The organism is Azospirillum sp. (genome assembly GCF_035627195.1).
Lineage (GTDB): Bacteria > Pseudomonadota > Alphaproteobacteria > Azospirillales > Azospirillaceae > Azospirillum.
In genome coordinates, this window is sequence record NZ_DASPMG010000418.1 from 1 (window position 1) to 16588 (window position 16588).

General features: G+C 69.7%; 20 protein-coding genes. 4 read left to right on the forward strand and 16 right to left on the reverse strand.

Translation table 11 applies throughout. From position 1 onward, the window contains the following. On the forward strand, positions 1 to 289 hold a 289-nt coding region (locus VED21_RS35995), incomplete at its 5' end, for a cytochrome c family protein (RefSeq protein WP_324890826.1). Between the two features lie 94 nt (positions 290 to 383). Here the strand turns inward: VED21_RS35995 and pepN are convergent. After that, a complete protein-coding gene (gene pepN, locus VED21_RS36000) occupies positions 384 to 3035 on the reverse strand; it encodes an aminopeptidase N (protein ID WP_324890828.1) in 2652 nt (883 codons plus the stop codon). Between the two features lie 109 nt (positions 3036 to 3144). Continuing rightward, positions 3145 to 3735 (reverse strand): hypothetical protein, encoded by a 591-nt coding sequence (locus VED21_RS36005; RefSeq protein WP_324890830.1) that lies wholly within the window; start codon positions 3733 to 3735, stop codon positions 3145 to 3147. 95 nt (positions 3736 to 3830) lie between these two features. Between VED21_RS36005 and VED21_RS36010 the strand changes: the two genes are divergently transcribed. The 3 genes from VED21_RS36010 to VED21_RS36020 are packed head-to-tail and all read left to right on the forward strand — an operon-like array spanning position 3831 to position 5027. Further along, positions 3831 to 4436 carry a Crp/Fnr family transcriptional regulator gene (locus tag VED21_RS36010; protein ID WP_324890832.1) on the forward strand — a complete coding sequence of 202 codons (606 nt, stop codon included), beginning with the start codon at positions 3831 to 3833 and terminating at the stop codon, positions 4434 to 4436. A gap of 55 nt (positions 4437 to 4491) precedes the next feature. Continuing rightward, complete coding sequence (locus tag VED21_RS36015; RefSeq protein ID WP_324890834.1) at positions 4492 to 4740, forward strand: hypothetical protein; 249 nt, start codon at positions 4492 to 4494, stop codon at positions 4738 to 4740. Continuing rightward, positions 4737 to 5027 carry a type II toxin-antitoxin system RelE/ParE family toxin gene (locus tag VED21_RS36020; RefSeq protein WP_324890836.1) on the forward strand — a complete coding sequence of 97 codons (291 nt, stop codon included), beginning with the start codon at positions 4737 to 4739 and terminating at the stop codon, positions 5025 to 5027. Before VED21_RS36015 ends, VED21_RS36020 begins: the two co-directional genes overlap by 4 nt. A gap of 35 nt (positions 5028 to 5062) precedes the next feature. Here the strand turns inward: VED21_RS36020 and VED21_RS36025 are convergent, their stop codons facing one another. The 14 genes from VED21_RS36025 to VED21_RS36090 form a co-directional block, all read right to left on the reverse strand. Beyond that, entirely contained in the window at positions 5063 to 5407 is a 345-nt protein-coding gene (locus VED21_RS36025; protein WP_324890838.1) for an iron-sulfur cluster assembly accessory protein, read from the reverse strand. A 16-nt stretch (positions 5408 to 5423) separates the two neighbouring features. After that, the gene (locus VED21_RS36030; RefSeq protein WP_324890840.1) at positions 5424 to 5828 is read right to left on the reverse strand and encodes an iron-sulfur cluster assembly protein; all 405 of its coding nucleotides are present in this window, start codon (positions 5826 to 5828) and stop codon (positions 5424 to 5426) included. A gap of 12 nt (positions 5829 to 5840) precedes the next feature. Further along, positions 5841 to 6311: a Fe-S cluster assembly sulfur transfer protein SufU gene (sufU, locus tag VED21_RS36035; protein ID WP_324890842.1), complete on the reverse strand. Its 471-nt coding sequence runs from the start codon at positions 6309 to 6311 to the stop codon at positions 5841 to 5843. Beyond that, positions 6311 to 7585 carry a cysteine desulfurase gene (locus VED21_RS36040; protein WP_324890844.1) on the reverse strand — a complete coding sequence of 425 codons (1275 nt, stop codon included), beginning with the start codon at positions 7583 to 7585 and terminating at the stop codon, positions 6311 to 6313. Before VED21_RS36040 ends, sufU begins: the two co-directional genes overlap by 1 nt. Then, positions 7582 to 8025: a DUF29 domain-containing protein gene (locus VED21_RS36045; RefSeq protein WP_324890846.1), complete on the reverse strand. Its 444-nt coding sequence runs from the start codon at positions 8023 to 8025 to the stop codon at positions 7582 to 7584. The genes VED21_RS36040 and VED21_RS36045 overlap by 4 nt, the downstream gene beginning before the upstream one ends. A gap of 13 nt (positions 8026 to 8038) precedes the next feature. Continuing rightward, positions 8039 to 9382: a Fe-S cluster assembly protein SufD gene (gene sufD / locus VED21_RS36050; protein WP_324890848.1), complete on the reverse strand. Its 1344-nt coding sequence runs from the start codon at positions 9380 to 9382 to the stop codon at positions 8039 to 8041. A 1-nt stretch (position 9383) separates the two neighbouring features. Next, complete coding sequence (sufC, locus tag VED21_RS36055) at positions 9384 to 10136, reverse strand: Fe-S cluster assembly ATPase SufC (protein ID WP_324890850.1); 753 nt, start codon at positions 10134 to 10136, stop codon at positions 9384 to 9386. 46 nt (positions 10137 to 10182) lie between these two features. After that, complete coding sequence (locus VED21_RS36060) at positions 10183 to 10647, reverse strand: DUF29 domain-containing protein (protein WP_324890851.1); 465 nt, start codon at positions 10645 to 10647, stop codon at positions 10183 to 10185. Between the two features lie 5 nt (positions 10648 to 10652). Beyond that, positions 10653 to 12137: a Fe-S cluster assembly protein SufB gene (gene sufB / locus VED21_RS36065; RefSeq protein ID WP_324890853.1), complete on the reverse strand. Its 1485-nt coding sequence runs from the start codon at positions 12135 to 12137 to the stop codon at positions 10653 to 10655. 65 nt (positions 12138 to 12202) lie between these two features. Further along, a complete protein-coding gene (locus VED21_RS36070; RefSeq protein ID WP_324890855.1) occupies positions 12203 to 12664 on the reverse strand; it encodes an SUF system Fe-S cluster assembly regulator in 462 nt (153 codons plus the stop codon). Between the two features lie 104 nt (positions 12665 to 12768). Next, a complete protein-coding gene (locus tag VED21_RS36075) occupies positions 12769 to 13872 on the reverse strand; it encodes a hypothetical protein (protein WP_324890857.1) in 1104 nt (367 codons plus the stop codon). A gap of 195 nt (positions 13873 to 14067) precedes the next feature. Beyond that, positions 14068 to 15015, reverse strand: a complete 948-nt coding sequence (locus tag VED21_RS36080; RefSeq protein WP_324890859.1) for a DUF3618 domain-containing protein — start codon at positions 15013 to 15015, stop codon at positions 14068 to 14070. Between the two features lie 10 nt (positions 15016 to 15025). Beyond that, entirely contained in the window at positions 15026 to 15451 is a 426-nt protein-coding gene (locus tag VED21_RS36085) for a phage holin family protein (protein ID WP_324890860.1), read from the reverse strand. Continuing rightward, positions 15448 to 16497 (reverse strand): hypothetical protein, encoded by a 1050-nt coding sequence (locus VED21_RS36090; RefSeq protein ID WP_324890862.1) that lies wholly within the window; start codon positions 16495 to 16497, stop codon positions 15448 to 15450. The genes VED21_RS36085 and VED21_RS36090 overlap by 4 nt, the downstream gene beginning before the upstream one ends. Between the last annotated feature and the right edge of the window lie 91 nt (positions 16498 to 16588).

Below are 16588 nucleotides of genomic sequence, written 5' to 3' on the forward strand. Positions count from 1 at the left end.
CCACACCGTCGAGCAGGGCAAGAACAAGGTCGGCCCGAGCCTGTTCGGCGTCGTCGGCCGCAAGGCCGGCTCGATCGACGGCTTCAAGTACTCCAAGCCGATGCAGGAGAAGGCCGCCGCCGGCCTGACCTGGACGCCGGAGCAACTGGCCGCCTACCTGCAGGCCCCGAAGGAAGTCGTCCCGGGCGGCACGATGGCCTACGCCGGCCTGAAGAACGCGCCGAAGTACAAGGCCGACGCCGACAAGGCCGCCGCCGACCTGATCGCCTACCTCGGCGAGAACAAGTGATCTGAGCGGATCGCGCGATCTTCGCCGCGATCGCCGGGCCGGAGGGGAAACCCTCCGGCCCGGTTCGTTTTCGGGGCCGGGATTCGTCCTTGCTTCAGGATGCCAGGCTCTTGGACGCCACCTCGAAGACGTCGGGCGACAGGCCGGGCTGAGCGACAATTCGCCGCAGCTGGGTGCGCATCTGTTCCTGCCGGGCGGCGTCGAACCGCTTCAGGCGCGAGAACGGCCCCATCAGGCGCGACGCCACCTGCGGGTTCATGGGGTCGAGCCGCAGCACCTGGTCCGCCAGGAAGGCGTACCCGGCGCCGTCCGCCTCGTGGAAGCGCACCGGGTTGCCGCCGGCGAAGGCGCCGATCAGCGCGTAGACCTTGTTCGGGTTGCGGATCTCGAACGCCGGGTGGTCGAGCAGGCGCGTCACCTCGGCCAGCGTGTCGGGGCGCGACGATGTGGCCTGCACGGTGAACCACTTGTCCACCACCAGCGGATCGCCCTTCCAGCGCTCGTAGAAGGAGGCCAGCGCGTCCGCCCGCTCGGCGGCGTTGGAACCGGCGAGGAACTGCAGCGCGGCGATGACGTCGGTCATGCCGGCCGCCCCGTGGAACTGGCCCAGGCACAGCCCCACCGCCTCGCCGTCCTCCAGCGCCATCAGGTAGGCGAGGCCGACGTTCTTCAGCGCCCGCCGGCCGATGGCGGCGGCGTCCACCGAGAACGGTTCGTTGCTCGCGTTGGCGCGGTAGGTGGCCAGCCAGCGCTCGCGCAGCCGCTCGGCCAGCGTGCGGCGGGCGAACTCGCGCACCTCATGGATGGCGACAGGGTCGATCACCGCCATGCGCGTGGCGAGGTAGGATTCCGCCGGCAGCACCAGCGCCTGCGCGGCGAAGGCCGGATCGCGTCCGGCATCCTCCAGGATGGCGGCCACCGCCCGCACGAAGCCGTCGGGCAGCGCCATGTCGCGGCCGGCCTGCCGGTCTTCCACCAGCTTCAGCAGGATGCGCGTGGCCAGTGTCTGCCCGGCCTCCCACCGGTTGAAGGCGTCGCTGTCGTGCGCCATCAGGAAGGTGAGGTCCTCGTCCGACGCGTCGGTCTTCAGCGTCACCGGCGCGGAGAAGCCGCGCAGCAGCGACGGCACCGGGCGCGCCGGCACGCCGGTGAACTCGAAGACCTGTTCGGCTTCCGTCACGTGCAGCACGCGGCTGGTGCCGCCGGGCTCCGCCTCGCCCTTCAGCGCCAGCGGCAGGTCCCGGCCGTCGGAGCCCAGCAGGCCGACCGCCAGCGGGATGTGCATGGGCAGCTTCATCGGCTGGCCGGGCGTCGGCGGCACCGTCTGCCGCACGGTCAGGCGGTAGGTGCGGGCCTCCGCGTCATAGGCGCCGGACACGGCCAGCTCCGGCGTGCCGGCCTGCCGGTACCACAGCTTGAAGTGCGACAGGTCCACGCCGCTGGCATCCGCCATGGCAGCCACGAAGTCGTCGCAGGTCACCGCCTGTCCGTCGTGGCGCTGGAAGTAGAGGTCCATTCCCTTGCGGAACCCCTCCTTGCCCAGCAGCGTGTGGATCATGCGGATGACTTCCGCCCCCTTGTCGTACACGGTGGGGGTGTAGAAGTTGTTGATCTCCACATAGGTGTCCGGGCGCACGGGGTGCGCCATGGCGCCGGAATCCTCGGGGAACTGCACGGTGCGCAGCCGCTGCACCTCGGCGATGCGCTTGACCGCGCGGGAGTTCATGTCGGCGCTGAATTCCTGGTCGCGGAAGACGGTCAACCCCTCCTTCAGCGACAGCTGGAACCAGTCGCGGCAGGTCACCCGGTTGCCGGTCCAGTTGTGGAAATACTCGTGCGCCACCACGGCTTCGATGTTCAGGAAATCCTGGTCGGTGGCGGTTTCCGGCTTCGCCAGGACGTACTTCGTGTTGAAGACATTCAGCGACTTGTTCTCCATCGCCCCCATGTTGAAGTCGCCGACGGCGACGATGTTGAAGATGTCCAGGTCGTATTCCAGGCCGAAGACCTCCTCGTCCCACGTCATGGACTTCTTGAGCGAAGCCATGGCGTGGCCGACCTTGTCCTCGTTCCCCGGCTCGACGTAGATGCGCAGGGTAACGTCGCGGCCGGAGCGGGTGCGGAACCGGTCCTCCACCATGCGCAGGCTGCCGGCCACCAGGGCGAACAGGTAGCAGGGCTTGGGGAACGGGTCCTCCCAGCGCGCCCAGTGGCGGCCGTCCGGCGCGTCGCCCTCGTCCACCAGGTTGCCGTTCGACAGCAGCACGGGGTAGCGCGCCTTGTCCGCCGCGATGGTCGTGGTGTAGCGGGCCATCACGTCCGGGCGGTCGAGGAAGTAGGTGATCTTGCGGAACCCCTCCGCCTCGCACTGCGTGCAGAAGTTGCCGGAGGACTTGTACAGCCCCTCCAGCGCCGTGTTCTCCTGCGGCTTGATGCGGACCACCGTCTCCAAGGTGAAGGCGTCCGGCACCCGCGCGATGGTCAGGTGGTCGGCGTCCACCGCGTAGCATTCCGGCGCCAGGACCGTGCCGTTCAGCTTGACGGACACCAGCTCCAGCCGCTGGCCGTCGAGCACGAGCGGCGGGTGCGCCATGTCCTCGTTGGCCGGGTTGCGGCGCACGGCCAGCACGGCGCGCACGGTGGTGGCGTCCTCGCGCAGGTCGAAGTGCAGGTCGACCGTGTCGATCAGGTGCGCAGGCGGGCGGTAGTCCTTCAGGTGGATGGCCTTCGGCGCGGGCTTGTCCATGGCGGCTTCTCGTTCGTCCCTTCTGGGGTGGCGCGTTCTGGTTAGGTGTGGCGTAGAACGGCTGCTTCAACCCGGTCAAGTGGCGGATGACGCCGAAGGCCCGCCGTCGTCAATGCGCCAGCTGCCCGCGCGCCATGGCGAGGTGGTGCTCCTGGTGGTGCGCCCCCTGCGCCATCAGGCCGATGAAGCCCAGCGCGCGGATTCTCGGCACGTCCTTCGGGTCGGCGGCGGTGACGGTCAGCGTCGCGCCGTCCGCCTGCGGCTCCGCCTTCCAGGTCCGGCCCTGCGCGCCGGTCATCTGCGCGGCGTGCGCCGGGACCATGCGGCGGATGGCGTCCAGTGTGCGGCCGGTCCCGGTCACCGCCATGCGCAGCCCGCCGTCCACCGGCGTCTCGGCGGACGCCGCGCGCAGCGTCACCTCGTTCATGTCGATCAGGTGCTCGCGCAGGCGCTCGATGGACACCTTGGACCAGTCGGTGTGCGGGTCGGCCTCCAGGATGCCGACGATCTCCTGGATGGTGCCGAAGGCGTCCTGTCCGGGCAGCGTCGGCATCGGCCCGGCGTTCTGCATGCCGGCGTGCTGCATGCCGGCATGGTGGGAATGGTCCATGGTCTGGGCTGCGGTCTGGGCTGCGGTCTGGGCCAAGGCCGGGCCGGCGGACAGGGAAAGGCCGAGGATCAGGACGGTGATGCGGAGCATGGCGGTTCCTCCCGGGGTGTCGTTGCGCCCACGAGGGTAGCGCCGGCTGCGGGCGGCGCCTATGATCGCGATCATATCCGGACGGGGAGGACGCCGTGCGTTCCGCAACGGGGTGGATCGGGCTGGTGGCGCCGGACCGCTTGGTGACGCGCCGGGTGGCGGCGGGGGAGGCGGTGTTCCGCCAGGGCGACGCCACCGTGGCGGTGTACCGGGTGGAGCAGGGACGGGTGCGGCTGGTCCGGCACCTGGAGGACGGCTCCTCGGTGGCGCTGCACGTGGCGCGGGCGGGCGACGGCTTCGCCGAGGCCGCGCTGTTCTCCGACGTCTACCACTGCGACGCGGTGGCGGAGGTCGACGCGGTGCTGACCCAGGCGCCGAAGGCGGACCTGCTGGCGGCGCTGGAGGCCGACCCGCGGGCAAGCCTCGCCTTCGCGCGCATGCTGGCCACGCAGGTGCGCGACCTGCGCGCCCGGCTGGAGTTGCGCAACATCCGCGCCGCACCCGAACGCATCCTGGCGTGGCTGAAGCTGCAGGCCTCCGGCACGCCGCCCGCGGTGCGCCTCGACCGCCCCTGGACGGAGATCGCCGCCGAGATCGGCCTGACGCACGAGGCCATCTACCGCGCCCTGGCGGCGCTGGAACGGGATGGGCGGATCGAGCGGGCGGCGGGGGTGGTGCGGGTGCTCACGCCGCGCGGGTAATGCGCCGGCTTGTTGTCGGCTGGACGGCGTACTATCCTCGGTACCGGAGGTCCGCATGGGAAAAACCGTTCGCATTGGTGCCGACATCGGCGAGGATCTGAACGCGAGCCTTGAGCGCCTCGCCAGCGAGCGTGGCCAGTCCAAGGACCTTCTGGTCGAACAGGTTCTGCGGGACTTCATCCGCTCCGAAGAGGAATTCGCGCGCGCGGTTCGCGAAGGGATCGAAGCCTGGAAATCCGGCGACGTGGTCGATCACGCGACCATGGTCGGTGAGTTCGAGCGGCGTTACGGCCGCGCGGAATGATGCGCGTCCGGTGGACCGGGCCGGCGCGGCGCGACTTTCTCGGCATCTGTGATTGGATCGACGCCCGAAACCCGCAGGCCGCCGAACGGGTCGGGCGACGCATCCTGGATGTCGCCGACCGGTTGGCAGCCTTGCCAGGCATGGGCCGCACCGGGCGCGTCGAAGGCACCCGCGAGTTTGCGGTGCCCGGCTTGCCGTACGTGATCGTCTACGCAAACGATGACGGTGAAAGCGTCGTCATTCTGCGCGTCCTTCACGGCGCCATGCGCTGGCCGCCTGAAAAATAGAGGCCACGAGGGGCCACGGCCCCTCGCCCGCACGCTCACACGTGGAAGCTTTCCCCGCAGCCGCAACGGCCCTTTTCGTTCGGGTTGCTGAACTTGAAGCCGGTCTCGAACTTGTCGTCGCGGTAGTCCATTTCCGAGCCGATCAGGAACATCACGGCGTCCGGGGCGATCATCACGGTGACGCCCTTGTCCTCCACCACCTCGTCGAACTTCATCCGTTCCTTGGCGTACTGGATGTCGTAGCTGAGGCCGGAGCAGCCGCGCGCCTTGACGCCGACGCGCAGGCCGATGACCTCGTCCGGAGCCTTGGCCATGAGTTCCCTGATGCGCGCGGCGGCCGCGTCGGTCAGCGTGATGGCCTTCTGGGCAGCAAGAGCCATGGTCGTCCTCGTCCCCTTAGAACATGTCCAGCTGGATCTTCGCGACGTCCGACATCATGTCCGGGCGCCAGGGCGGATCCCACACCAGATCCACCTTGCATGTGGTGACGCCGTCCACCGACGCAACGGCGCTCTGCACCTGAAGCGGCAGTTCGCCGGCCACCGGGCACATCGGGCTGGTCAACGTCATGTCGATCTCGGCGGCACCGTCGGTGCCGACGTCGATGCGGTAGATGAGGCCCAGCTCCCAGATGTCCACCGGGATCTCGGGGTCGTAGCAGGTCTTCAGCGCATCGATGATGGGCTGCATCAGGTGCGCCATCGGGTGGTCGGCGTTGGCGTCGCCCAGCATGGCGGCGGCCGGCGTGTTGGGGCCGTCCTCTTCCATGTGGGCCTGGTTCGCGACAGCGGGTTCGGTCATCGCGGTTCTCCCTTACTCGCTGGAGGCCTTGGCTTCGCCGGTCAGCGCCGCGTTCATGGCGTGCCAGGCGAGCGTGGCGCACTTCACGCGCACCGGGAACTGGCGCACGCCGGACAGCACCATCAGCTTCTCCATGGCCTCCTCGTCGACGGGGCCGTGGTCGCAGTGCTCGTGGTCGTCCTTGGTGCACAGGTCGTGGAAGGTGTGGAAGAGGGCCGTCGCCTCCTCCGCCGTCTTGCCCTTCACCACCTCGGTCATCATGGAGGCACTGGCGGTGGAGATGGCGCAGCCGCGCCCTTCGAACGCCACGTCCTCGACCACCTTCTGGTCGTTGACCTTCAGGTAGACGGTGAACTTGTCGCCGCACATCGGGTTCTCGCCGCGCGCCTCGCGGTTGGCGTCGTCCGGGTGGCGCAGGTTCCGCGGGTTCTTCCCGTGGTCCAGGATGACTTCCTGGTACAGTTCGCGCAGTTCGTCCATCATCAGCCGAAGAACTCCTTCACCGCCTGCACCGACGACACGAGCGCGTCGGCCTCGGCGCGGGTGTTGTACATCGCAAAGGAGGCGCGCGCGGTGGACCCGACGCCGAAGCGGTCCATCAGCGGCTCCGCGCAGTGCTGGCCGACGCGCACGGCGACACCCATCTGGTCGACGACCGTGCCGATGTCGTGCGGGTGGATGCCGTCCAGCGTGAACGAGATCAGCGCCGCCTTGCCGGGCGCCGTGCCGACGATGCGCAGCCCCTCGATCTGGCTGAGCTGCTGCGTGGCGTAGTTCAGCAGGTCGTGCTCGTGCGCGGCGATGGCGTCGCGCCCGATGCCCTCGACATAGTCGATGGCGGCCCCCAGCCCGATCACCTCGGATATCGGCGGGGTGCCGGGCTCGAAACGCATCGGCGGCTCCTTGAAGGTGGTGCCCTCGAAGCTGACGCGCTGGATCATGTCGCCGCCGCCCTGGTAGGGGGGCATCTTCTTCAACAGGTCGAACTTGCCGTACAGCACGCCCAGGCCGGTGGGGCCGTAGAGCTTGTGCGCGGTGAAGACGTAGAAGTCGGCGTCGATGTCCTGCACGTCGACCGTGGAATGCACCACCGCCTGGCTGCCGTCGAACAGCACCGGGATGCCGCGCGCGTGCGCGATGCGGGCGATCTCCTTGGCCGGGTTGAGCGTGCCCAGCACGTTGGAGCAGTGGGTGATCGCCACCAGCTTCGTGCGGTCCGTCAGCAGCCGGGCGTAGGCGTCGAGGTCGAGCACGCCGTCCCCGTCCACCGGCACCACCTTGATGACGATGCCCTTCTCCATCTGCAGGAGCTGCCAGGGCACGATGTTGGCGTGGTGCTCCATGATGGACAGCACGACCTCGTCGCCCTTCTCCAGGAAGGTGCGGCCATAGCTGGCGGCCACGAGGTTGATGCTCTCCGTCGCGTTGCGGGTGAAGACGATGCACTCGCGCGACGGCGCGTTCAGGAAGCGGGCGACCTTGTCGCGCACGCCCTCGAACGCGTCGGTGGCGGTCTGCGAGAAATAGTGCACGCCGCGGTGGATGTTGGCGTATTCCTCGCTCATGAAGCGCGCCATGGCGTCCACCACGGGCCGCGGCTTCAGCGCGCTGGCGGCGCTGTCCAGGTAGACCAGCGGCTTGCCGGGCGAGGGCTTCTTGCCCCCGCGCACGTGCACGTTGCGGGAAAGCTGCGGGAAGTCGGCGCGGATGCGGTCGACGTCGAAGCAGGTGGCGCAGGCGATATCGGTGACGCTCATGACTGCTCTCCGGGCCAGAAGCCCTCGTCCATCATCTGCGTGAAGCCGTACGGGCATTCGGACGGGAAGGTGGCTTCCGTCAGGCCGGTTTCGGCGGCGGCATCGCGGCGGGCCAGACGGTAGGCGTCTGCCACGGCCTGATCCAGCACGGCTTTCAGGCTGGGGTTGTCGCGCAGGTGCGTATCCAGTTCGTCACGCGCGTTGGCGATCGACAAGCGCCAGGAGTTGCCACGACGCGACGGCTGGTGCTGCCACTTCAGCAGATGGTGCAGGAGAACGCGTAGGCGGCTCACCAGCTCACGCTTCTCGCTGCGCCCCATGCTCTCGATCTCCTCGGCGATGTGCTCGACGTCGGCGGCCGACAGCTTGCCGGCGCGCAGCAGCGCCGCCTGCTCGGTCGCCCAGGCGTAGAAGTCCGTTTCGTAGAGGCTGCCCGTCATGCCCCTCCCTCCCTCAGCGCGCCGCGAGCCAGCCGGCGACGAAGCCCTGGAACGCCTCGCGGATCGGCTCCTCCGGGATCTCGTCCATGGCCTCGGCCAGGAAGGCGCCGATCAGCAGGCCGCGCGCCTCCTCCTTCGGGATGCCGCGGGCGCGCAGGTAGAACAGCGCCTCGTCCGCCAGCTCGCCGGCGGTGGCGCCGTGGCTGCACTTCACGTCGTCGGCGTAGATCTCCAGCTCCGGCTTGGCGTCGATCTCCGCCGTGTCGGACAGCAGCAGCGCGCGGTTCAGCTGGTGCCCGTCGGTCTTCTGCGCACCCGGATGCACGACGATCTTGCCCTGGAACACGGCGCGGGCGTGGTCGTCGATGGCGCCCTTGTAGACCTCGCGGCTCGTGCCGTGCGGCTCGCAGTGCTCGATCACCGTGGTGGTGTCGCAGTGCTGCTGGCCGCGCACCATGTAGGCGCCGCTGACGTGGCAGGTCGCACCCTGGCCCAGCGTCGTGCGCACCTCGTTGCGGGCCAGCCGCGCGCCGGTGGTCAGGATGAAGTTGTCGTAATGCGCGTCCTTGCCCACGCGCACCGCGGTGTTCGACAGGTGGAAGGCTTCTCCGCCCTCGCGCTGCACCTTGTAATGGCGCAGCGTGGCGCCCTCGCCCACGAACACCTCGGCCACGTGGTTGGCGAAGGTGGCGCCGGTGCCCAGGCCGATGTGGTGCTCGACCACCGTGGCCTTGCTCTGCGGCTCCGCCACCAGCAGCGTGCGCGGGTGGAAGGCGGTGGGCGCGTCGTCGCTGCCCAGCGAGACGAAGACCAGTTCGATGGGCGGCACGACCTCGACGCCGCGACCGACGCGCAGCACCGCGCCATCGGCCAGGAACGCGGTGTTCAGCGCCACGAAGCGCTGCTCGTCCGACATGGCGATGCGGCCCAGGTGCTCGCCCACCAACTCCGGGTTCTTGGTCAGCGTCTCCGCCAGCCCGCCCAGGTGCACGCCGGCCGGCAGGCCGGCGGCGGACGACAGGTCGGCGCGGAAGTAGCCGTCGACGAACACCAGCCGCGGCCCCGTCTCGCCCGCCGCGCGGACGGTCGGCAGCACGTCGAAGTGGGCACCGGCGGCGGCCGGCTTTGCGGGCTGGAAGGCGACCTTCTCCAGCGGGCGCAGGCTGGTGTACTTCCACGCCTCCACCTTCGGCGTCGGGAAGCCCAGTTCGGCGAAGCGGTTGCGGCCCTGCTCGCGCAGGTCGCGCAGCCACGAAAGCGCGGCACCCGGCAGGTCCGCCTTCAGGCGGTCGTACTGCTCCAGGTACGGCTTGGTCGGCGCCAGATCGCCGGTGCGGGGGGAGTGGGTGACCGTCATCTCACGCCGCCTCGTTCACGCCGAATTCCTTGTAGCCGTTCTTCTCCAGCTCGAGCGCCAGCTCCTTGCCGCCCGAACGCTGGATCCGGCCGTGCGCCAGCACGTGCACGTGGTCCGGCACGATGTAGTCCAGCAGGCGCTGGTAGTGGGTGATGACCAGCATGGAGCGGTCCGGTCCACGCAGCGCGTTGACGCCATCGGCGACGATCTTCAGCGCGTCGATGTCCAGGCCTGAGTCGGTCTCGTCCAGGATGGCGAACTTCGGCTCCAGCACGGCCATCTGCAGCGTCTCGTTGCGCTTCTTCTCGCCGCCGGAGAAGCCGACGTTGACCGCGCGCTTCAGCATCTCGTCCGTCATGCCCAGCTGCTTGGTCTTGGTGCGCAGCAGCTTCAGGAACTGCATGGCGTCCAGCTCGCTCTCGCCGCGGTGGCGGCGCATGGCGTTGATGGCGGACTTCAGGAAGGTCGTGTTGGCGACGCCGGGGATCTCCACCGGGTACTGGAAGGCCAGGAACACGCCCTCGGCCGCCCGCTCCTCCGGCTCCAGCGCCAGAAGGTCCTTGCCGAAGTAGGTGACGGAGCCCTTGGTGACCTCGTACCCGTCGCGGCCCGCCAGCACGTAGCTCAGCGTGCTCTTGCCCGACCCGTTCGGGCCCATGATGGCGTGCACCTCGCCCGGCTGGATCGTCAGGTCGATGCCCTTGAGGATCTCCTTGCCGTCGACGTTGGCGTGCAGGTTCTTGATTTCGATCATCGGTCTTCTTCCTTTGGCCGTCTTGGGCTTCGGCCGTCTCGGGCGGTCAGGCAACGGGGTGTTCGGGGAGCCAGTCGGCGTCCAGGATCTGGGTCTTGAGGTCCCACGGGCAGGCCGCGGGCAGGCTGTCGTCGCTCCGGTCCAGGTCGACTTCCGCCTGCCGGCGCGCGTCGGTCCAGCATTTGGCGAGGGCTTCGCCGGGGTAGTGCTTCAGGCTTGGGCTTTCCTCGATGCGGCGGGCGATGCCGGCGCGCTGCTTGGCGACCGACAGCTTCCAGCCGCGCCGCGGATTGGCGTCGGGCGACCACGCGAGCTTGGCGAGGTGGAGCAGCAGCTCTTCCAGCCGGCTTTCGATTTCCCGCTTGTCGCTGCGCCCCATGCTCTCGATTTCCTCCGCGACGTTTTCCCAGTCCACATCGACGTTGATGCGTTCCGCCGCGGCCCGGCGCAGGCGTGCGGCCTGCTCCTGGGTCCAGGCGTAGAAATCACTGTCGTAGAGGTGGTCGCTCATGGACGTTACCCCACGCTGCCTTCCAGGCTGATGCCCACCAGCTTCTGCGCCTCGACGGCGAACTCCATGGGCAGTTCCTTCAGCACTTCCTTGCAGAAGCCGTTGACGATCAGCGACACGGCGTCCTCTTCCGACAGGCCGCGCTGGCGGCAGTAGAACAGCTGGTCCTCGCTGATCTTGGCGGTCGTCGCCTCGTGCTCGATGCGGGCGGAGCGGTTGCGGCTCTCGATGTAGGGCACGGTGTGCGCCCCGCACTTGTCGCCGATCAGCAGGCTGTCGCACTGCGTGTGGTTGCGCGCCCCTTCCGCCTTGGGCAGGATCTTCACCAGCCCGCGGTAGGTCTGCTGCGCCTTGCCGGCCGAGATGCCCTTCGACACGATCGTCGATCGGGTGTTCTTGCCGATGTGGATCATCTTGGTGCCGGTGTCGGCCTGCTGGCGGTTGTTGGTGATGGCGACCGAATAGAACTCGCCCACCGAATTGTCGCCCTGCAGGATGCAGCTCGGGTACTTCCAGGTGATGGCCGAGCCGGTCTCCACCTGCGTCCACGAGATCTTGGAGCTGACGCCGCGGCACGCACCGCGCTTGGTCACGAAGTTGTAGATGCCGCCCACACCGTTCTCGTCGCCCGGATACCAGTTCTGGACGGTCGAGTACTTGATGACGGCGTTGTCCAGCGCCACCAGCTCGACCACCGCGGCGTGCAGCTGGTTCTCGTCGCGCTTGGGCGCCGTGCAGCCTTCCAGGTAGCTGACGTAGCTGCCCGCGTCGGCGATGATCAGCGTACGCTCGAACTGGCCGGTGTTGGCCTGGTTGATGCGGAAGTAGGTCGACAGCTCCATCGGGCAGCGCACGCCCGGCGGGATGTAGACGAAGGACCCGTCGGTGAACACCGCCGAGTTCAGCGTCGCGTAGAAGTTGTCGGTGTAGGGCACGACGGAGCCGAGATACTTCTTCACCAGCTCCGGATGCTCGCGCACGGCTTCCGAGATGGAGCAGAAGATGATGCCCATCTCCTCCAGCTTGGCCTTGTAGGTGGTGGCGACCGACACGCTGTCGAACACGGCGTCCACGGCCACCGCCGGGGTCTGCCCCTCGGTGCCCTCGACGCCGGCCAGGATCGCCTGCTCCTTCAGCGGGATGCCCAGCTTCTCGTAAGTCTTCAGCAGCTCCGGATCGACCTCGTCCAGGGACTTCGGCTTGTTCTTCATCTTGGGCGCGGCGTAGTAGTGCGCGTCCTGGTAGTCGATGGGGCCGTAGTCCAGCTTCGGCCAGTGCGGCTCCTCCATGGACTGCCACGCGCGGAAGGCGCGCAGGCGCCATTCCAGCAGCCACTCCGGCTCTTCCTTCTTGGCCGAGATGAAGCGGACGATGTCCTCGTTCAGGCCCTTCGGCGCCATGTCCGACTCGATGTCGGTGGCGAAGCCGTACTTGTACTTCTGCTCCGTGACGGCGCGGACCTGCTCGACGGTTTCCGACGTGCCAGCCATGGTGTGCGAACTCCTGGAAAGAAAAGCGTTTCGTCCGAAGGGCGAAGGGCGAGGAACGGTGCGGGTCAGCCGGCCCGGGCGGCGGCGCGCGTCACGGGCGCCTCGCCGGGCGGCGGCGCCCACGCGGGCATCATCATGTCGGCCAGCGTCACCTGTTCCAGCGCGCCGCGGATGGCCGCGTTGATCTTTTCCCAGCCGCCACGCATGGGGCACAGGCTCTCCACCCCGCACTCCTCGCCGGCACCCTCGACGCAGGCGGTGAGCGCGATGGGGCCGTCCAGGGCCACGACGATGTCGGCGATGGTGATGTCGGTCGCCGGGCGGGTCAGGGCATAGCCGCCGGCCGCACCCCGGTGCGAGGTCGTCAACCCGGCGGGCGTCAGGCTCTTCATCAGCTTGGCGACGGTCGGTGCGGGCACGCCGGTGCGGTCGGCCAGCTGCGCCACGGTGTGCACCGTGCCGACGCGGCGCGCCATTTCGCTCATCACCACGATGGCGTAATCGGTGAGCTTGCTGAGCCGGATCATGCCCGCCCTCAATCAGGACCAATACGGTACTGATTAAGTGGGACATTAAGGGGATTTGTCAAGCGAAAGGCGTAGCCGGAATATCCCTCAAAAACACTCGGCTATCAAGGGGCTGTTTTGCCCCGCTCAAGCCCGCCCGACTCAAGCCCACCCAGCGAGCTTGCGGCGATGGTCGCGGCGGCCGGCAGGGCGGCGGCCAGCAGCGCGTCGCGGTACTGGTCCAGGGCCTGCCCGGCCGCGGCCGTCAGGGCGTCGTTCTCCTCCGCTTCCCACAGCTTGACCATTGCGTATTCGACGGCGAGGCTGGCGGCGAAGGCGGCCGCGCCGACGGCCGGCCCGGCGAGCAGCGGGGCGGCATCGATCAGGGCGGCGGGTGCCGCGGCCAGCAGCACGGGTTCGGCGGCGAGGCCGGCGCCGCGCCGCGCCGCCTGACGCCCGACCAGGACGAGCGCCTCCTCCTGCGCCATCCAGCCGACGCTGGCGGTCGGGTCGGGAAGCGGCGTGTCCGGGCGCAGCGGGTCGGGGGTGGGCAGCTCCAGCGCGTCGGCCTCCGACACCACGGCCGGCACGGCGGCCTTGCCGGGCGACAGCGTGCGTAGCGCCGCCAGCCGGTCGAAGGCGGCGCTGCGCTCGGCCACGAACGCGGCGCGGCGCGCGGCGACGTCGGTGTCGACGTCCGCCACCGCCCGCGCAAGGCGTTCGCGCAGCAGGTCCGGGTTCAGGACGATGTCCCGGAACCGCTCGCCCACGAAGGCGCGCGCGGCCTCCATCGGATCGTTGCCGGTGACGGCGCCGCTGAGCGCCGTGAAGGTCAGCCGGTAGGTGGTGAAGAACGAGAATCGCCACGCGGCGAAGGCGGGGACCTGCGTCCGCATCGCCGCCACGGCGTCGTCGACGGCGGCGCGCAGGCGGGCTTCCCCGGCGGCGCGGGCGGCCTCCGCGGCCTCGGCGCGGGCCGCGCGGGTTTCGGCGGCGTAGCTCTCCCAATCGGCGCGGGCCAGCAGAACGGGCGGCACCGGGGTGGTGGAGGCGCCGCGGGCCACGGCCACTGCGTCCGTCAGCGGGTCCGCCGGCCGTTCCGCGCGCGGAGGCTCGGACGGCGTCTTCTGGGGCGCCTTGCCGGGAAAGGCCTCGCCGGCTGCCACCGCCAGGATGCCGACCATGACCATGGACAGCCAGACCGGCTTCGAATCCCACTGTTCCGCCATCGTCCTACCGTTCGCCCCCGTCGCGGGTGGACGAGCGGTCCACCCTCATGCCGCTGCACGATAGTGCAAACCGGGCTGGCGCCGGAAGCGCATTCGATATCGTTCGTACACCCTGTGCTCGCAAAGAAACGGCGGCTCCGCCAGGGTGCGGAGCCGCCGAAGGATGGACCACCCAACCTCGGGTTTATCAACCGGTCACGAGGAACGGTTGATCTCGTCGCGCGCGGCGTTCTGGACGTCGGAGGCGGCTTCCGTGACGTGCTCGCGGGCCGCCTCGGCGGCGGCGCGGGCGGCGCGGGCGCCGCGCTCCACGGCGTCCTGCGCCAGTTCCTTGGCGCGGTCGGTCACCTGGTCGGCGTAATCGCCGACCCAGCGGTTCTCATAACGGGTCGACGGGATGCTGGCGCCGATGGCGGCACCCAGCGCCACGCCCATCACGCCGGCCACCAGCGGATGGTCCTCCACCATGTCCCAAAGGCTGTGCGTGGCGCGGCTCACCATGCCCGGGCCGGAGGACTGCGCGGCCTGCCGGCCCCCGCCGCCGGTGTTGGCGCGGGCCATGCCGCGGGCCCCTTCGTAGGCGCTGCTGTAGGCGTCGCCCGCACGCTCGGTCATGTTGCCGACGGCGTTGCTGGCGGCGTCGTAGGCGTCGCTGGCCGTGTGCCGCACGCGGTCGGCGGCGCTGTAGAAGGTGTCGCGGGCGTAGCGCGCGGCCGAGCCGGCGCCGTCGCGCACGCCGTGGACGTAGCGGTTGTCGACCAGACGGTGGTCGTAGCCGGTGCGCGACAGCAGCAGCCAGCCGACGCCCAGGCCGATCATGGCCATCGGCACCGGGTTGCCGCGGACCATGTCGCCCATCGACGACGCGCCGCTGCTGAGCCTGTGCGTCATCGCGCTGCCATAGCTGCTGTCCTGCTGCCGGCCGTCCTGCTGCCGGTAATCACCCGACCGGGGGTTGCGGCTCCGGTCGTTGCCCATCCGGTTGTCGGTGCGGTTCATGGTCTGCTCCATCAGATGGCGGGGGTCGAGGCGGCGCTTGAGGGTGTCGAGCGTGTCGGTGATCCGTGCCTGGCTGGCGCGGATGTCGCGCTGCATCCCGTCAAGGTCGCGCTCGTCGCGGGCGTCGTTCGGCTTGTCACTCATCGTTCGCCTGTCAGCGGCTCAGCTGGGATTGCGCCCAGCGCTTGTCCTCGCGCAGTGTTTCCAGCGTGCGTTCGGGTTGCAGGTTGCGCGGCTGCAGACGGTTGCGGCCCATCAGCATCAGCACCACGCCGATGGCGGTGACCACGCCGCCGACGATGAGCGCCGCCAGCCATGGCGCCACCACCTGCGCCAGCGCCAGCGTCGCCGCCGCCAGCAGGAAGATGGCACCCAGGAAGGCGACCAGCCCGCCCGCCGCGACAAAGGCAGCACCCCCGGCCGCCTCGCCGGCCTTGGCGGCCAGCTCGGTCCGGGCCAACTCGATCTCCGTGCGGATCAGCGTCGCGGTCTCGCGGAACAGGTCGGCGAACAGCCCGGCGATCGGCCGTTCCTGCCGCGGGTCGTAGCCTTGGCCGCGGTAGTCCTCGGCGGCGCTCATGGCATCGTCTCCTGCGGCTTGGACCCGGTGGCCGAGGTCGAGGTCAGCGTCTCGTCAGGAACGTTGACCGCCTTGGTGACGCCGGGGTGCTGGGTGTCGGGCTTGCCGGCGCCGGCGTTGGCGCCGGTGTTGGCGTTGCTGCCCGTGCCCGTGTTGGAGCCGGTCTTGGTCGGCTCGGGCGAACCGCCGGCCATCAGTTCGGCCGCATTGCGCGTACCGGCCGCTGCGGTGGACGAGGCCGCCCCGGTGCCCGAAGCGCCCGCGTTGCCCATGCCGCCCGCGTTGCCCGCACCGGAGGTGCCGCCGATGCCGGAGGTGCTGCCGGCACCCGCCCGGCCGCCGACGCCGGACGGGCCCGCCGTGCGCGTCCGCCCGCCGAAGTCGCCGGTGCCCGGGCCACCCATGCCGGTGCCGCCCATGCCCGGACCACCCATGCCGGTGCCGCCCGTGCCGGTGGCGCGCCCGCCCGCCGGGTAGGAGCCGCCGATGGTCGACCGCTCCTGGCTGAAGTCATACGCGGTGGAGGTGCCGGCGGCACGCTGGCGGGCCATCATCTGCCCGTGGCGCTGGCGGTCGCCGGAGCTCTTGATGAAGCGGGCGAACAGGAAGCCCAGCGCGAAGGCGCCGCCGATGAACACCTCCGGCTGGCGGCGGGCGAAGCCCTCGACCTGCGCCACCATGTCGTCGACCGTGGAATGGCGCAGCATCTCCGCCACGTCGTCGATGCGTTGCGCCGCCTGGCCGGCGTAGCGGGCGGCGGTGCCGTTGTTCTCCTCGTTCAGTCGCTCGGCCGCGGCGTGCAGCGCCTGGGCGACGCCGCCCAGCTGGTCGGCCGCACGGTGCGACTGCTGCTCCAGCAGGGAGCGGATGCGGTGCTGGGCGACGCCCATGTGCTCGTTCATCTGCTCGCGGCCGGCCTGAAGGGCGTCGCGGCCGCTCTGCGCCGCCTGACGGCCGAGGTTCTGGGCTTCGTCCTGCGCGCGGTTCAAGGGCTCGCTCGCGTTGCGGTTCGGGCGGCCCTGGTCCGACGTGTCGCGCGTTGCCATGGATTGTTCCTCCTCAGAGATCTCGTTCGTGACCGGCAAGACGCGTCGCCTCGCGCGTCGACGCGGAAACTCGCCCTCATAAACAAGGGGG

Excerpts from the sequence above, each read along its gene's own strand:
- pepN (WP_324890828.1), bottom strand. The coding sequence starts at position 3,035 with ATGGACAAGCCCGCGCCGAAGGCCATCCACCTGAAGGACTACCGCCCG.
- VED21_RS36005 (WP_324890830.1), bottom strand. The coding sequence starts at position 3,735 with ATGCTCCGCATCACCGTCCTGATCCTCGGCCTTTCCCTGTCCGCCGGC.
- VED21_RS36015 (WP_324890834.1), top strand. The coding sequence starts at position 4,492 with ATGGGAAAAACCGTTCGCATTGGTGCCGACATCGGCGAGGATCTGAAC.
- VED21_RS36020 (WP_324890836.1), top strand. The coding sequence starts at position 4,737 with ATGATGCGCGTCCGGTGGACCGGGCCGGCGCGGCGCGACTTTCTCGGC.
- VED21_RS36025 (WP_324890838.1), bottom strand. The coding sequence starts at position 5,407 with ATGGCTCTTGCTGCCCAGAAGGCCATCACGCTGACCGACGCGGCCGCC.
- VED21_RS36030 (WP_324890840.1), bottom strand. The coding sequence starts at position 5,828 with ATGACCGAACCCGCTGTCGCGAACCAGGCCCACATGGAAGAGGACGGC.
- sufU (WP_324890842.1), bottom strand. The coding sequence starts at position 6,311 with ATGATGGACGAACTGCGCGAACTGTACCAGGAAGTCATCCTGGACCAC.
- VED21_RS36040 (WP_324890844.1), bottom strand. The coding sequence starts at position 7,585 with ATGAGCGTCACCGATATCGCCTGCGCCACCTGCTTCGACGTCGACCGC.
- VED21_RS36045 (WP_324890846.1), bottom strand. The coding sequence starts at position 8,025 with ATGACGGGCAGCCTCTACGAAACGGACTTCTACGCCTGGGCGACCGAG.
- sufD (WP_324890848.1), bottom strand. The coding sequence starts at position 9,382 with ATGACGGTCACCCACTCCCCCCGCACCGGCGATCTGGCGCCGACCAAG.
- sufC (WP_324890850.1), bottom strand. The coding sequence starts at position 10,136 with ATGATCGAAATCAAGAACCTGCACGCCAACGTCGACGGCAAGGAGATC.
- VED21_RS36060 (WP_324890851.1), bottom strand. The coding sequence starts at position 10,647 with ATGAGCGACCACCTCTACGACAGTGATTTCTACGCCTGGACCCAGGAG.
- sufB (WP_324890853.1), bottom strand. The coding sequence starts at position 12,137 with ATGGCTGGCACGTCGGAAACCGTCGAGCAGGTCCGCGCCGTCACGGAG.
- VED21_RS36070 (WP_324890855.1), bottom strand. The coding sequence starts at position 12,664 with ATGATCCGGCTCAGCAAGCTCACCGATTACGCCATCGTGGTGATGAGC.
- VED21_RS36075 (WP_324890857.1), bottom strand. The coding sequence starts at position 13,872 with ATGGCGGAACAGTGGGATTCGAAGCCGGTCTGGCTGTCCATGGTCATG.
- VED21_RS36080 (WP_324890859.1), bottom strand. The coding sequence starts at position 15,015 with ATGAGTGACAAGCCGAACGACGCCCGCGACGAGCGCGACCTTGACGGG.
- VED21_RS36085 (WP_324890860.1), bottom strand. The coding sequence starts at position 15,451 with ATGAGCGCCGCCGAGGACTACCGCGGCCAAGGCTACGACCCGCGGCAG.
- VED21_RS36090 (WP_324890862.1), bottom strand. The coding sequence starts at position 16,497 with ATGGCAACGCGCGACACGTCGGACCAGGGCCGCCCGAACCGCAACGCG.